The organism is Porphyrobacter sp. CACIAM 03H1 (assembly GCF_002215495.1).
Taxonomy (GTDB): Bacteria; Pseudomonadota; Alphaproteobacteria; order Sphingomonadales; family Sphingomonadaceae; genus Erythrobacter.
The window spans coordinates 3,111,102-3,124,790 of sequence record NZ_CP021378.1 but is presented as its reverse complement, the minus strand read 5'-3'; the positions used below and the strand labels follow the sequence as shown (position 1 = coordinate 3,124,790).

The window sequence follows — 13,689 nt, the reverse complement described above, 5'->3', positions numbered from 1 at the left end:
CTCGTTTCCTGCGGACAGCGCCATTGAGCCTCGAATTTCGCCATATTGCCCATGCCTACGGTGCGGTGCGGGCGTTGGAGGACATCTCCTTCACCGCTCCGACGGGAGAGATCACCTGCCTGCTTGGCGCGTCGGGTTGCGGGAAGTCAACGCTTTTGGGGCTCGCTGCGGGCCTCCTGCGGGTGCAGCAGGGCGAGGTCGCGGTGGATGGCGCGGTGATGGCCGATGCGCGCCGCAGCCCGCCGCCCGAGGCGCGGCCCGTGGGGCTGGTGTTTCAGGACGGCGCGCTGTTCCCGCACATGACGCTGGCCGCCAATGTCGCCTTCGGCCTGCCCCGCGCACGGGCGGGCGAGGCCGATGCGTGGCTGGCGCGGGTCGGCCTTGCCGGCATGGGCGCACGCTATCCGCACGAGCTGTCGGGCGGCCAGCAGCAGCGCGCCGCGCTCGCAAGGGCGATGGCGCCGGGCCCGCAGGTGCTGCTGATGGACGAGCCTTTCGCCAGCGTCGACATCGTGCTGCGCCGGGCCCTGCGCCGCGAGTGCCGCATCCTGCTGCGCGAGGCGGGGACGACGGTGGTGCTGGTCACCCACGACCCGGCCGAGGCGCTCGACATCGCGGACCGGATCGCGGTGATGGAGGCAGGCCGCATCGTCCAGTTCGGCACCCCGCCCGAACTGCACGATGCCCCCGCCACCGCCGCCGTCGGCGCGATCTTCGGGGGCGCGCAGGTGATCGCAGGGCGACGCGCAGGCGAAGGGCTCGACACCCCCTTCGGCCTGTGGCCGCTGGCAAGCCTCGCGGGCGAGGTGCCCGATGAAGGCGCGCTCGATCTACTGGTGCAGGCCGACCGGCTGGTGCCGGTTGCCGATGTGCGCGGCTGCCGGGTGCGCGACGTCCACCCCCTCGGCGCGCGGTCGCGGGTGCTGCTCGAAGGTGCCGAGGGCGCGGGCGTGACGGTCGAGACCGCGCTGCCGGTCGATCCCGCGAAGACCTACAGCGTGGTCCCCGATCCCGGCAGCGTGCGCGCCTTTGCGCGGCATTAGGCCTTGCGCGGCATTGAATAATATTGCAAGTCATTCGCAACAAATCAGCCGAAAGCCTCTCTCCCATGAAACCGATCTTCCTCGCCGCCCTTGCCAGTATCAGCTTCGGCACGCTCGCCGCCTGTGCCGGCGAGGGTGGGGACGCGGGCGAGGCGGTGCCGATCACCGGCGAAGTCAACATCTACTCCTCGCGCCACTACGACACCGATCTGGCGCTCTACGAGGACTTCACCCGCGAAACCGGCATCAAGGTCAACCGCATCGAGGCCGATGCCGACGCGCTGATCGAGCGGATCGGGGCCGAGGGCGAGTTCAGCCCGGCGGACCTGCTGATCACCGTGGATGCCGGCCGGCTGTGGCGCGCCGAGGAGGCGGGCATCCTCGCGCCGGTCGAGTCGGCGGTGCTCAAGGAGCGCCTGCCCGCCAACCTGCGCCACCCGCAGGGCCTGTGGTTCGGCCTCTCCACCCGCGCGCGGATCATCATCTACGACAAGGCCAAGGGCGCGCCCGAGGGCCTCGCCAACTACGCCGATCTCGCCGATCCGAAGTTCAAGGGCCAGATCTGCATGAGGTCGTCCTCGAACATCTACAACATCTCGCTGCTCTCCAGCATCATCGCCCACAAGGGCGCGGACGCGGCGGAGCAATGGACAAAGGGCGTCGTGGCCAACTTCAAGCAGCCGCCGCAGGGCAACGACACCGCGATGATCGAGGCGGTCGCGGCGGGGCAGTGCCGCATCTCCGTGGTCAACACCTATTACCTCGCGCGCTATGCTGGGGGCGATGCCGGGGCAAAGGCGATCTTCGACAAGGTCGGGGTGATCTTCCCCGACCAGGCGGGCACCGGGACGCACGTCAACGTCAGCGGCGCAGGGCTGATCAAGACCGCGCCCAACCGTGAGAATGCCGTCAAGTTCCTCGAGTACCTGACCTCCGAGAGCGCCCAGCGCTACTTCGCCGACGGCAACAACGAATACCCCGCGGCCATCGGCCTCAAGGCCAATTCGGCCGTGGAGCGGCTCGGCAGCTTCAAGTCGGACACGCTGAGCGTCGCCGACATCGGCAAGGGGCAGGCCGAGGCGGTGCGGATCTTCGACCGCGCCGGCTGGAATTGATCTGGCGCAATTCAAGGCCCGCTTTCACGCCCTAACGCTAATCTGTCTTGAAGGGCGCGCGCTTGTCGTCCATTTGCGCCCCCATTTCCGGCTGCGGCATCCCCCGCGGCGCAGACCTGTATCCGAGGCCCGCTTTGAACCAGCCCATCATCGACCGCGACCAGTTCACCGAGAGCGCGGCGCTCTCCGTGGAAACGATCACCTACGTCCATCACTGGACCGAAGGGCTGTTCACGCTGAAGATGACGCGGCCCGCGAGCTTCCGCTTCCGTTCGGGCGAGTTCGTGATGATCGGTCTGCCCGGCGACAACGGCAAGCCCTTGCTGCGCGCCTATTCGGTCGCCTCGCCGTCCTATGCCGAGGAGCTGGAGTTCCTGTCGATCAAGGTGCAGGACGGCCCCCTGACCTCGCGCCTCCAGCACATCCAGGTGGGTGACCCCATCTACCTCGGCAAGAAGCCGACCGGCACGCTCGTCACCGACGCGCTGCTGCCGGGCAAGCGGCTGTTCATGCTCTCGACAGGCACCGGCCTTGCGCCCTTCATGAGCCTCGTGCGCGATCCCGAGGTCTACCAGATGTTCGAGGAAGTGATCGTCGTCCATTCGGTGCGCCACGTTGCCGAACTGGCATATCGCGAGCTGCTGGAGAGCAAGCTCGAAGGGGACCCGCTGCTCGAAGACGAAGACCGCGCGCGGATGATCTACGTGCCGACCGTGACCCGCGAGAGCTTCCGCACCCAGGGCCGCATCCAGCAGCTGATCGACGACGGGCGTCTGTTCGAACAGTCCAAGGGCCCGCAGCGCTTCGTGCCGGAAGAAGACCGGGTGATGCTGTGTGGCTCGATGGCGATGATCAAGGACCACGCCGCTGACTTGGAACGGCGCGGGTTCGAGGAGGGCGCGAACAACAAGCCGGGCCAGTTCGTGATCGAACGGGCGTTTGTGGGGTGAGCCCCCTCCCGTCGCCCCGTGCTTGACACGGAGTTTGGCTGGCTTCGAGTTGACGTTGCCAATAGGAAGCCTGGGCCCGGATCAAGTCCGGGTGTTGAGAAGATGTCCCTCAGGCTTCTCCGTTGCATTCCGCGCGCTCGATCTGCTTTGAGTGCGGATTGTAGACAATCTCGATGAGGCCACAGCCGGCATCGAGGACGAACGGCAATTCGCTGTAGCTTTCAAGCCAGCGGGACTGGCCGGCCTTGCCAATTCTTTCAGCGCGAGCCTGATCGTCGCGGACCATCTCTGCCACTTCCTCGTCGGTGCAGGGGCGCGAGTCGAAGTTCGCGAGCATTACCTCGCAACCATGGTCTTCATCGGCAACCGAGGATTCACTCGGAATGACATAGCGGGCCAAGACCTTGCCGTCGGGCCCCACAGCGTAATTCCGGGAATACTCATCGAGCGCGCCCGCACCCTCAGGCAGCACGACAGCCGCCTCTATCGCCTGCATGACTGCAGTCTGCTCTGCGGTGTGCGCCCGGCATGCCGCACCGCTGACAAGCATCAGAATTGTATAAGCTAACTTCATCACAGGATGATGGCGCAGGCGGGGATCGGAGGCAATAGTCGGAGGGGCACTCGCCACCCCCACTTTCGCGCTTGACCCTAGCGGGCGTGCGGGCTTCTATCGTGGCAAATCAAAACCCATTGCCCGGAGAGAACCCCCATGCTCGCGACCGCCCACCGCACCGCCTATAATGAAGACCACGAGGCCTTCCGCAACACCGTTCGCAAGGTCTTTGCCGAGCACCTCACGCCCAATCTCGACCAGCACGAAGCCGACGGGATCGTTCCGCGCTCGGTGTGGAAGGCGGTGGGCGAGGCGGGTCTCTTGTGCCCCACCGTCAAGGAGGAGAACGGGGGGCTCGGCCTCGATTTCGGGTTCAACTGCATTGTCGCCGAGGAACTGTCCTACCTCGGCTCGGCGGCGGGCTTCACGCTGCAATCGGACATCACGGCGAACTATTTCGAGCGCCTCGGCACCCCCGAACAGCGTCAGAAATACCTCCCCGGCATGGTCAGCGGCGACATCATCACCGCCATCGCCATGACCGAGCCGGGCGCAGGCTCCGACCTTCAGGGCATCCGCACCACGGCAAGGAAGGAAGGCAATCACCTCGTCATCAACGGCTCGAAGACCTACATCACCAACGGCCAGAATGCCGACTGCGTGATCGTGGTTGCCAAGACCGATCCCGAGAAGGGCGCCAAAGGCATTTCGCTGGTGCTGGTGGACGCCGACACCCCCGGCTTCGAGCGCGGGCGCAACCTCGACAAGATCGGGCAGCACTCTGCCGACACCTCGGAGCTGTTCTTCAACGATTGCCGCGTGCCGATGACCAATATCCTCGGCGCCGAGGGCATGGGCTTCGTGCACCTGATGGAGGAGCTGCCGCAGGAACGCCTCAGCATCGCGGTCGGCGCGCAGGCGTCGGCGCAGCGGGCCTTCGACGAGGCGGTGAAGTTCACCAAGGAACGCGCGGCCTTTGGCAAGACCGTGTTCGAGTTCCAGAACACCAAGTTCACCCTCGCGGACCTCAAGGCCAAGCTGCAGGTGGGCTGGGCGCACCTCGACTGGGCGATCCGAAAGCACCTTGCGGGTGAGCTCACCACCGACGAGGCGAGCGCGGCCAAGCTGTGGCACACCGATCTCCAGTGGGAAACCTGCGACGTTTCGCTGCAACTCCACGGCGGGGCGGGCTACATGAACGAGTATGCCATCGCCCGCCTGTGGCGCGACGCGCGCGTGACGCGGATCTTCGGCGGCACCAACGAGATCATGAAGGAAGTGATCTCGCGGAGCATCTGACCATGACCGAACCGCTCGACTTCACCGGCAAACGCGTCCTCGTCATCGGCGGGTCGAGCGGGATCGGCAATGGCATCGCCCACGGCTTCCGGCAGCGGGGCGCCAGCGTCACTGTCACCGGCACCCGGCCGGATTTCGGGGACTACCTCGAGGCCGAGGATTCGGACTTCACCGGCCTCGACTACCGCCAGCTCGACCTTACCGACCGCGAGGCGGCGGGGCGGCTCGCGGCGGATTTCGGCCCGGTCGACGTGCTGGTGCTCTGCCAGGGCACCGTCCGCTATGGCCGGCAGGAGTTCACCCGCGAGGGCTGGGACCAGGTCGTCGACATCAACCTCAATTCGGTGATGGACGCCGCGCGCGCCTTCCACCCCGCACTGGCGGATAGCAAGGGCACGATCATCATCGTCTCGTCGGTCGCCGCGTTCAAATCGACCATCGGCACGCCCGCCTATGCCGCCTCGAAAGCGGGCGCGGCGAGCCTCACCAAGACGCTGGGCGAGGCCTGGGCGCGCGACGGCATGAGGGTCAACGGCATCGCGCCGGGGCTGGTGCCGACCAAGCTCACCTCGGTCACCACCGACCACCCCGAGCGGCTCGAAGCCAGCCTCAGGAAAATCCCCCTGCGCCGCATGGGCACGCCTGAGGACATGGCCGGCGCCGCGCTGTTCCTCGCCTCGCCGCTTAGCGCCTACATCACCGGCCAGACGCTGGTGGTGGACGGGGGCTTGACGCTGTCCTGACGCGCACGGCGCCAGCTGCATCGCGGTCCTGCCCCGCCGTTGCGCCAATTGTTACACATCGCTGCAATCCAGTCACAAACGCGTCACACCGCTGCGCCACTCCGGCACCAAACCGGGGCTGGCAAACATGGATGTCGTCAATATCTTCCTGACGAGCGAACTGGGCGAAAGCCTCGAGGATTTCGTGCACGACCAGCGCCGCTTCACCTTCGACCGGCTCGGGCCGGACGGGCCGCGGCGGCTGGTCGAGGGGCCGATGTGGGCCTTCGTAGACTGGGTCATGCCCGAACTCGCGGGGCTGGAGATGTGCCGCCGGCTGCGCGCCGACCCGCGCACCGAGGATGCGCATATCACCATCGTGCTGGAGGAGGACGACGCCGAGGACCGCCGCCGCGCGCTGCGGGCCGGGGCGGATGATTATCTCGTCGGCCCGCTGACCCGCACCGCGGTGCTCGACCGGGTGCTGGCGCTGCAATCGCGCGGGGCCGAGCGGCAGGCGACGCGGCGCTTCGAGCTTGGCGCGCTGGTGATCGACATGGCCGCGCTCCAGGCGCGCTGGAACGACACTCCGATCGTGCTCAGGCCCAACGAGTTCCGGCTGCTGCGCTTCCTCGCCGAGAACCCCAACCGCGTGCTGACCCGCGAGGACCTCATCAACGGCCTCGGCAAGCGCGAACCCCCGATCGACGAGCGCACGGTGGACGTGTGGATCGGCCGCCTGCGCCGCGCGATCAAGGCTGCGGGCGGCGGCAACCCGCTGCGCACGGTGCGTTCGCTGGGCTACGTCTTCGATTTGGGGTGAGTGGGCGCAAGCGGACAAAGCGGACACCGTGTCCGCTTTACCGTCCCCGATTTTTTCTCGATAACGCAATTGCTTGATTGCGGTTGCGCGAGCGGACGGACACGGGGGCAGCGAAAGAAAACGCGCCTTCAATGGCAAACGGCGTCGCAGGCTGGACAGAACGATGTGAAAGAGCCGGGCAGATCGTAGCTGCTGACAGGGAAGTAGGAAAACGAAGCGACTGACCGTTCGTCGCCGCGTTTCCTGACACGGGGCTTGGCTGCTTTGCTGCGGGCGGCGAAGAAGAGAGAAGCCTGACCCCGTGTCAAGCACGGGGCGACGGTTCTGAGGATGGCAGCTTCCTCTATCTCGCCGCCTAATGCCGACATTCAGTAATCGACCCCATTGTGGACAGATCACGAACCCTTAGGAGGCGACAGTCGGCACCCAACCCGTTGGTAGCTGATGCCAAGGCGCTTCAGGGTTCCGCCTCGCCAGTTCCTCCTTTACCTTTCGCTCTCTCCAGACGGGACCGCCTACGTGCCATTCCGCCACCTCTTGCCCGAAGTCAGCTGTTAGTCGGGAAGGGATGTGCTGTTCGGCGTCCCAGCCAGCCATGACTTCCAGGTCCTGAATAGCAGGATCATCTACGCGGGTTTCGGTGCCCGTGCCCCCCTGATCCCAGATCGTAACCGTAAGTGTTCCTACAGGCCATTGCACCACACGCCGACCTCTCTGGAGATCGGGCACAAGCTCACAACGTCCAAGCTTCTGCCATCGACCGGAGCGAAGAGCTCGGGTGATCGATGGATAAAGCACTGACACGATCGACATAATCGGTGAGGTGACAATCGTTTCAATGACAGCGACTTCACGATCCCTGCGCCGGAAGAAGCCTACGGCTTTGTCCGTCGTGACTTGGCCGTAGTAGACCCACTCCTGTTCACCGAGGAGGGCATAAAGGGTGCCCGGCTTCAGGTCGGCACGGGCCTTCGGATTGGCTTCGAGCATCGGCACATACTTCCCGCCTGCATCGAATGGGTCAATGGCAGCAATCCACCCATCTCCGGTCATCCACCCAGCGCCGCGCCGATCCTGAAAGCGGACCCTCGTTGATCGGGATTTGCGCTGCTTGAGCGTTGCGGCTTGCCAAGCAAAAAGGCCGCCCCGGTCAGGGAGCGGCCCTTTCATATGCCTCGCGGTATGCCTCAGAACTCCGCCTTGATCCCGATCGAGAAGCTCGTGCCCACGTCGAAGGTGTTGATCTCGGCGCGGTTGCCGTTGATCTGCTGGAACTCGAAGTTGTCGCGGCCGAAGATGTTGCGCGCCTCGAGGCTCACTTCGAGCGGCAAGCCGCCGAGCTTCACTTCCGAACGCGCCACCACGTCGACCGTCAGGCCCGGGTCCTCGACCACGTCGGGCAGGGCGCCGCCGCGCAGGGTCACGCGCTCGCTGGCGTAGTTGAACAGCACGGTGAACTGCTGGACCTTGTCGTCGTCCTCGATGCCGAGCGAGAGGTTGGCGACATGGTCCGACTGGCCCACCAGCGGCGCGCCGTCGTCGAACAGCTGGCTCGCCGCCTGGCCGATCGCCCCCGGGATCGGGGCCAGATCGTTCGGCCCGACCGCGATGCTCGACTGGGTGTAGGTGTAGTTGGCGAGGATCAGGAATTGCTTGGTCTCGAAGAACCCGCCCCAGTTGGCGAGGTCGATCCCGTAGGCGAAATCGAACTCGGCGCCGTAGAGCTCGGCCTCGGGCGCGTTGGCGTAGCTGGTCTCGATGATGCCCGGGGCGGTGATCAGGAAGTTCTCGATCGGGTTGTCGATCTTCTTGAAGAAGCCCGCGAGGCTCACCCGGCGCGGGCCGCCGAAGTAATACTCGGCGCGGGCCTCGACGTTGATCAGCTCGCTGTCGATCAGGAAGGGGTTGCCGCGGAAACGGCGGTTCGATTCCGGATCGAAATAGGTCTGCTCGACCAGCTCGCGGAACTGCGGGCGGGCGATGGTCTGCGAGGCCGAGAGGCGCAGCTGGAGATCGTCGATCGCCTCCCAGGTGACCGTGGCCGAGGGCAGGAAGTAGTCGTTGGCGATCCGCGTCGGGTTGGCGAGGTTGCCGCCGCCGAAAGCGGGATCGGGCGCCGCCACCTGCAACCCGTCCTCGTAGCGCACGCCCGCCTCGAGGCTGAGCCGGTCGGTCGGCCGGTAGCGCGCGAGGCCGTAGCCCGCGTGCACTGTCAGCGCGGCGTCGAATACGGGAAAGGGGGTGGGGTCGGAGACCGTGATGTTGAAGAAGGGCTGCGCGGTGGTCGCCGGGGGGATGACCCCGGAGGCGAGCGTCGCGCCGTTGAAGATCTCGCCCGGCCGCCGCAGGCCCAGCGCGCGCAGGGCGGTGGTGAATTCGGCGGTGGAGCCGATCAGGGGGCGGATGATGAAGGACAGCGAGCGGCGCGAGGTGTCCGAATAGGCGTAGCCCGCGGTCAGCGAGAGCGTGTCGGTGACCTCGAAGGTCACGTCCGCACCGCCGAACCAGAGTTCCTCGCGCAGATCCTCGAAGCCGACCTGGATGCGCTCGGTCCCGCCGATCAGGGCGCCCACATCGACCACGAACTTGTCGCCGAAGGGATCGTTGGGGATGTTGGTGCGGATGTAGGGGACGATCGCGTTGTAGGGCGCCTCACGGTCGGTGCGGGCATAGCCGCCGCGCAGGTCGAGCTCGAAGCGGTCGAAGTTGAATTCGGCGACGAGCTGCGAGTCCATCAGCTGGCGCTCGAACCAGCCGGTCTGCTGGGTCTGGAACTCGAACGGGCGCGCGACGTCGGTGAAGCTGTCGGTGCCGGTCGCGAGGCGCGCGGTCTTGAGGGTGTCGCGGATGTAGAGGTTGGTCCAGCGGATCGTGTGCTCGCCGATGTCGAGCCCGAGGCCGATCAGGCCGTTCACCAGCACCTTGTTGTCGGTGATGAAGTTGCGCGAATCGAACAGGAGCTGGCCCGCCTCCGCGTCGCCGAACTGCTGGCTGGTGACGTTGCGGTTGCGCCAGGTGTTGGTGATCCCGGCGGTCGCAATCAGGCCGAGGTAGTTGCCGTCACCGATCTCGAAGGAGGTGCCGCCGGTCACATTGGCGCTGAAGTTGATCGGCAGCTCGTTGTTCTTCTGCAGCGTGACGAGGTTGAGCGGCATGATCTGCCCGGCGAGCTGGCGCTGCTGGGCGATCGGCAGGTCGTTGATGCGGGTGTTGCTCGCGATTGCGTCCTGCAGCGCGCTCGGGAAGTCGCGGTTGCCATTGTCGAAGCCGAAGGTGTCCCAGCGGCTGCCGAAATAGGTGAGGCCGTTCTGGAAGGTCGTCTCGGTGTCCCCGCTGCCCGAGAAGCCGACGGTGAGGAAGGTCTCGGTCGGGATCGCCTTGGTGGTGAGGTTGATCACCCCGCCACCGAATTCGCCCGGGAAGTTGGCCGAATAGGTCTTCTGCACGAGGCTGGAGGAGATCACGCTGGTCGGGAAGATGTCCAGCGGAACGACGCGGCTGAGGGGCTCGGGGCTCGGCAGCGGGAGGCCGTTGAGCAGCGCGAGCGAATAGCGGTCGCCCAAACCGCGCACGAAGACGCGGCCGTTGCCGACGAGCGAGAGGCCGCTGACGCGGGTCAGCGCGCCGGCGATGTCGCCTTCGCCGCTGCGGGCGATGTCGGCTTCCGACAGCACGCTCAGCACCTGGCCCGAGGTGCGTGCGGGATCGCGGTTGCGGCGGCCGGTGACGATGATCCCGCCGCCGGGCAGGGAGATGTCGGTATCCTGAAGGTCCTGGGCCGGGGGCTCGCCTTCGACAGCGTCGGCCAGCGGATCACCGGCCTGCTCGGTGGACGTCTCCTCGGGCGGCGTTTCCTGCGCGTGGAGAACCGACGGCATGGTCAGCGCCGTGGTGAGAAGCAGCAGGCCTGCAAGGCGCGTGCCTTTGAGCATTGGTGAGGACCCCCTCATGAATGGATCACTGAGTCTTGATGCGAATGAGGGGAGGCGCTGCGGAATGCGGCGCCTCCCCCGAAAGCCGGTTTCGGCGAACCTTAGGCCGGGTAGACCGGCAGCGAGGTGCAGGCGCCGGTCGCGCTGCTGAAGTTCTGGATCGACGAGTTGCAGGTCCAGTTGCCGAAGATGCTGGTCAGCGCCCCGGCGTTCTGGATCGCACCCACGAAAGTGCGGGTCGGGAAGAAGGTCGACCGGGTGTTGGCGTTGAACGCGGTGCGCGCCGTCTCGCCCGCGCCGTTGACCACGCCGTTGGTCAGCGTGATTGTGAAGGCGAAGTTGTTATTGGTGCCGCCATTGATGCGCGCCGCTGCGTCGGCGTTTGTCACGCCCGCACCGCCGCGGATCGGGTCGGTCGCCGGGCAGTCGCCGACCACCGAGTCCACGCCGATGATCGCCGCGAGGGTCGCGGGCTCGTCGATCTGGAAGCAGTGGTTGGTGCCGGCATCGATCACGCCGTTGGTGAGGCCGAGCGCCGCGCCGCCGCGGGCCTGCACGACCTGCGGCGCGCCCGCGCGGGTCACGAAGGTGAAGTTGTTCACCTGCAAGCGCGTCTGCGGGATCGCGTTGGAGGGGGTGCGGTCGGCGACGTTGGGCGAGTCGAGCTCGATCAGGCGGTCGCCGGTCGAGGAACGCTGCACCGCGATCACGGTGTCGAGATTGACGATCGCGCCGGTGTCCACATCGAGCGAGTCGTCCGAGGCGCCGATAATGGCGAAGTTGCGGGCATTGAAACCGCCACCGAAGAACTCGACGCCGTCATCCGAGCTGTTGAACGAGACGAGGTTCTCGATCACCGTGCCCGAGCCCGCGCCGCCGGTGGTCAGCGACTGGAGCTCGTTGTTCGGCGCCAGCTCGAAGCCCGAGAAGCGGATCTGGTTGAATCGGAACGAGCCCGAGTTGTCGGCCGCGTTGGCGCCGCCGAACGGGGTCGCGATCGCCGCGCCTTCGAGGCGGCCTTCGCAGGTCGGGTTGGCATTCGGGCTGGCGGTGGTGTTGAACACGCCGGTCGAGCAGTCGGAGATCGGCGCGCGGCCGAGCAGCACGACGCCGCCCCACTGCTGCTGGCTGTTGTCGTTGGCGAGGCCGATGATGTTGTCGCGGCTGGTCCACACGATCGGGCGATCGGCGGTGCCGTTCGACTGGATCTGGTTGCCGCGGTTGACCACCAGGTAGGAATCCTGCTGCGCGAAGAGGATCACGCCCGGCTCGATCGTGAGGGTCACGGTGCTGCCGGTGCTCGAGAAGCCGCGGTCGGCGCCGACTTCGACGCGGCCCGGGATCTCGTAAACGAGGCCGCGGATGTAGGGCAGGCTGTCGGTGGTGGTGAAGCGCGCCGGCAGGCGGCACACGCGATAGGTGCCGGTTGGGCCGGTGAGGGTGCCGCCGTCGACGAGGCCGCCGGGGGTGGCGATGGTCGGGCAGCCTGCGGCCGGGGTCACCAGCGTCTGGGTCGGCGTCGGGGTCGGGGTCGGGGTGGGCGAGGGCGGCGGGTTGTTGATGATGATGTTCCCACCGGTGCCCGGCGAAACGATTTCGTCAGCGCCGCAACCGGCCAGAGCGACCAGGCTGCAACCCAGGATCAGAGTGCGTTGGATGTTTTTCACAGCGAGCGGTCCCCTCTTGAGCCGAGAATCATAACGGCGCTTGTGTTGATGCGCTGGGGGCTCGCTAGGAGGGCTGCGTGACAGAATTCTTGCAGGATTACAGGCGTGTGTCATATTCGCGAATATGACCGAAGAAAGACAAATGTGACCGCGATTTCCGCGAGGCGTGATGCACGCCGTTCGGCGAAATGTCACAAATAGAGCGAGCAGAAACAATTAGTTGGGCTGAAAAATTACAATAGAAAGACATTGTTTCAGTTTTGTTGCATTCGGTTCCGCGCAAAGGCATCATGCCCGCTTGTAGAAGAGGAGCCATGCCCATGTCCGTCACCGCCCTTGCCGTCGCGCTGTTCGCCGCGACCCCGCTCGCAGGTGTCCCGTCGGCGGCACTTGCCGACGCCCCCGAACTCGCGGTCCGGCCGCTTGTCGCCGGGAAGGCCGAGCAGGCGCTCGCGACCCTCGAAAAGGCGAGCGCGGCCGATCCGCACGATCCGGCGGTCCTGATCAATCTCGGCATCGCCTATGCCCACGCGGGCGACGAGGCGAAGGCGCGCGCCGCCTTCGAACAGGCGCTGGCGTGTCACGAGGTGGTCGAGCTCGACACCGCCGACGGCAGCGCCACCGATTCGCGCCGCCTCGCGCGCAAGGCGATCAAAATGCTCGAGCGCGGCGAGTTCCGTCCCGCGCCCACCCGCGCCGGACAGCTGACCCTGCGCGACTAGGCGCTCACGGCCCTGCGGGTCGTGCCCCGGGGAGAGAACGGGCGGTGCCGCGCGCAGATGCGGCCCGCCCGTTTTGCCATCTGCACTCGGCCTGCCGCATCGGACGCGCACGAGGCTGTCACCTGTCTGTCATTTAGGATAGACAAAGGGGGACATTCTGGAGGGCCGAGACATGATTCTCGCCGCGGCTTGCCGCGTCATGATTGTAGCTGCCGCGATCGGGCTGGCGGTCGAGGCGCGAGCCGATGTGCTGGAGCTCGGGTCCGACGGTGCGCGCTGGGTCGCGGGGCCGCTCGCGGGCCAGCCGGCCGTGCCGGGCACCGCCGTGGCCGCCCTCGCGCCGCCCGCCGATGCAGGCCTTGACGATGCGCCGTCGCTCCCTGCGATTGCCATCGCCGATCCCGCGCGCCACGCCGCGGGCATCCCGACGCGCTATGCCGCAAAGATCGCCGAACTGGCCGCCCGCTTCGATCTCTCGCCGGCGCTGATGGAAGCCGTGGTGTGGCAGGAGAGCCGCTGGAACGAGAACGCGCGCTCGCCCGTCGGCGCGCAGGGCCTCGCCCAGCTCATGCCGGGAACGGCGCGCTATCTTGGCGTCAATCCCAACGATCCCTTCGCCAATCTCGAGGGCGGGGCGCGCTACCTGCGCGAACAGCTCGACCGCTTCGACGGGGATCTCGAGAAAGCGCTCGCCGCCTACAATGCCGGCCCGGGCCGCGTCGAGCGTGCCGGGGGCATCCCGAACATACGCGAGACCCGCCACTATGTCGCCGCCATCATGGGGCGGCTCGCCAGCCATTCGCGCCCCGCAGGTCAGTGACCCACGCGCGGCCAGCCACAAGTGAAAGAATGACACGACC

The 13,689-nt window shown here is 66.6% G+C and carries 12 protein-coding genes; 8 read left to right on the top strand and 4 right to left on the bottom strand.

What is annotated here, in order from left to right; translation table 11 throughout:
• Positions 1-23 precede the first annotated feature (23 nt).
• The 3 genes from CBR61_RS14860 to CBR61_RS14850 all read left to right on the top strand — a co-directional run bounded on the left by CBR61_RS14860 (position 24) and on the right by CBR61_RS14850 (position 3,108).
• Complete coding sequence (locus tag CBR61_RS14860) at positions 24-1,043, top strand: ABC transporter ATP-binding protein (RefSeq protein ID WP_233996753.1); 1,020 nt, start codon at positions 24-26, stop codon at positions 1,041-1,043.
• A 65-nt stretch (positions 1,044-1,108) separates the two neighbouring features.
• On the top strand, positions 1,109-2,158 hold the full coding sequence (locus CBR61_RS14855; RefSeq protein WP_088915078.1) for a Fe(3+) ABC transporter substrate-binding protein: 1,050 nt from the start codon (positions 1,109-1,111) through the stop codon (positions 2,156-2,158).
• 134 nt (positions 2,159-2,292) lie between these two features.
• Positions 2,293-3,108 carry a ferredoxin--NADP reductase gene (locus CBR61_RS14850; RefSeq protein WP_088915077.1) on the top strand — a complete coding sequence of 272 codons (816 nt, stop codon included), beginning with the start codon at positions 2,293-2,295 and terminating at the stop codon, positions 3,106-3,108.
• A gap of 109 nt (positions 3,109-3,217) precedes the next feature.
• Here CBR61_RS14850 and CBR61_RS14845 read toward each other — a convergent pair whose 3' ends face one another.
• Positions 3,218-3,682 (bottom strand): hypothetical protein, encoded by a 465-nt coding sequence (locus CBR61_RS14845; protein ID WP_157696630.1) that lies wholly within the window; start codon positions 3,680-3,682, stop codon positions 3,218-3,220.
• 138 nt (positions 3,683-3,820) lie between these two features.
• Here CBR61_RS14845 and CBR61_RS14840 point away from each other — a divergent pair, with 138 nt between their 5' ends.
• From CBR61_RS14840 to CBR61_RS14830, 3 genes are all read left to right on the top strand, one after another.
• A complete protein-coding gene (locus CBR61_RS14840; RefSeq protein WP_088915075.1) occupies positions 3,821-4,963 on the top strand; it encodes an acyl-CoA dehydrogenase family protein in 1,143 nt (380 codons plus the stop codon).
• A 2-nt stretch (positions 4,964-4,965) separates the two neighbouring features.
• Positions 4,966-5,706 carry an SDR family NAD(P)-dependent oxidoreductase gene (locus CBR61_RS14835; protein WP_088915074.1) on the top strand — a complete coding sequence of 247 codons (741 nt, stop codon included), beginning with the start codon at positions 4,966-4,968 and terminating at the stop codon, positions 5,704-5,706.
• Positions 5,707-5,833: 127 nt separating this feature from the next.
• Positions 5,834-6,508 (top strand): response regulator transcription factor, encoded by a 675-nt coding sequence (locus tag CBR61_RS14830; protein ID WP_088915073.1) that lies wholly within the window; start codon positions 5,834-5,836, stop codon positions 6,506-6,508.
• Positions 6,509-6,913: 405 nt separating this feature from the next.
• Here CBR61_RS14830 and CBR61_RS14825 read toward each other — a convergent pair whose 3' ends face one another.
• The 3 genes from CBR61_RS14825 to CBR61_RS14815 all read right to left on the bottom strand — a co-directional run bounded on the left by CBR61_RS14825 (position 6,914) and on the right by CBR61_RS14815 (position 12,107).
• The gene (locus CBR61_RS14825) at positions 6,914-7,498 is read right to left on the bottom strand and encodes a hypothetical protein (protein ID WP_088915072.1); all 585 of its coding nucleotides are present in this window, start codon (positions 7,496-7,498) and stop codon (positions 6,914-6,916) included.
• A 197-nt stretch (positions 7,499-7,695) separates the two neighbouring features.
• Positions 7,696-10,440 (bottom strand): TonB-dependent receptor domain-containing protein, encoded by a 2,745-nt coding sequence (locus tag CBR61_RS14820; protein WP_088915071.1) that lies wholly within the window; start codon positions 10,438-10,440, stop codon positions 7,696-7,698.
• A 101-nt stretch (positions 10,441-10,541) separates the two neighbouring features.
• Positions 10,542-12,107 carry a hypothetical protein gene (locus CBR61_RS14815; RefSeq protein ID WP_088915070.1) on the bottom strand — a complete coding sequence of 522 codons (1,566 nt, stop codon included), beginning with the start codon at positions 12,105-12,107 and terminating at the stop codon, positions 10,542-10,544.
• A 320-nt stretch (positions 12,108-12,427) separates the two neighbouring features.
• Between CBR61_RS14815 and CBR61_RS14810 the strand changes: the two genes are divergently transcribed.
• Positions 12,428-12,829, top strand: coding sequence for a tetratricopeptide repeat protein (locus CBR61_RS14810; RefSeq protein ID WP_157696629.1), 402 nt, complete (start codon positions 12,428-12,430; stop codon positions 12,827-12,829).
• Between the two features lie 199 nt (positions 12,830-13,028).
• Positions 13,029-13,649, top strand: coding sequence for a lytic transglycosylase domain-containing protein (locus CBR61_RS14805; protein ID WP_088915068.1), 621 nt, complete (start codon positions 13,029-13,031; stop codon positions 13,647-13,649).
• Positions 13,650-13,689 lie beyond the last annotated feature (40 nt).

Coding starts and splice junctions, on each gene's coding strand:
- CBR61_RS14855 (WP_088915078.1), top strand. CDS start 1,109: ATGAAACCGATCTTCCTCGCCGCCCTTGCCAGTATCAGCTTCGGCACG.
- CBR61_RS14845 (WP_157696630.1), bottom strand. CDS start 3,682: ATGAAGTTAGCTTATACAATTCTGATGCTTGTCAGCGGTGCGGCATGC.
- CBR61_RS14840 (WP_088915075.1), top strand. CDS start 3,821: ATGCTCGCGACCGCCCACCGCACCGCCTATAATGAAGACCACGAGGCC.
- CBR61_RS14835 (WP_088915074.1), top strand. CDS start 4,966: ATGACCGAACCGCTCGACTTCACCGGCAAACGCGTCCTCGTCATCGGC.
- CBR61_RS14830 (WP_088915073.1), top strand. CDS start 5,834: ATGGATGTCGTCAATATCTTCCTGACGAGCGAACTGGGCGAAAGCCTC.
- CBR61_RS14825 (WP_088915072.1), bottom strand. CDS start 7,498: ATGCTCGAAGCCAATCCGAAGGCCCGTGCCGACCTGAAGCCGGGCACC.
- CBR61_RS14820 (WP_088915071.1), bottom strand. CDS start 10,440: ATGCTCAAAGGCACGCGCCTTGCAGGCCTGCTGCTTCTCACCACGGCG.
- CBR61_RS14810 (WP_157696629.1), top strand. CDS start 12,428: ATGTCCGTCACCGCCCTTGCCGTCGCGCTGTTCGCCGCGACCCCGCTC.
- CBR61_RS14805 (WP_088915068.1), top strand. CDS start 13,029: ATGATTGTAGCTGCCGCGATCGGGCTGGCGGTCGAGGCGCGAGCCGAT.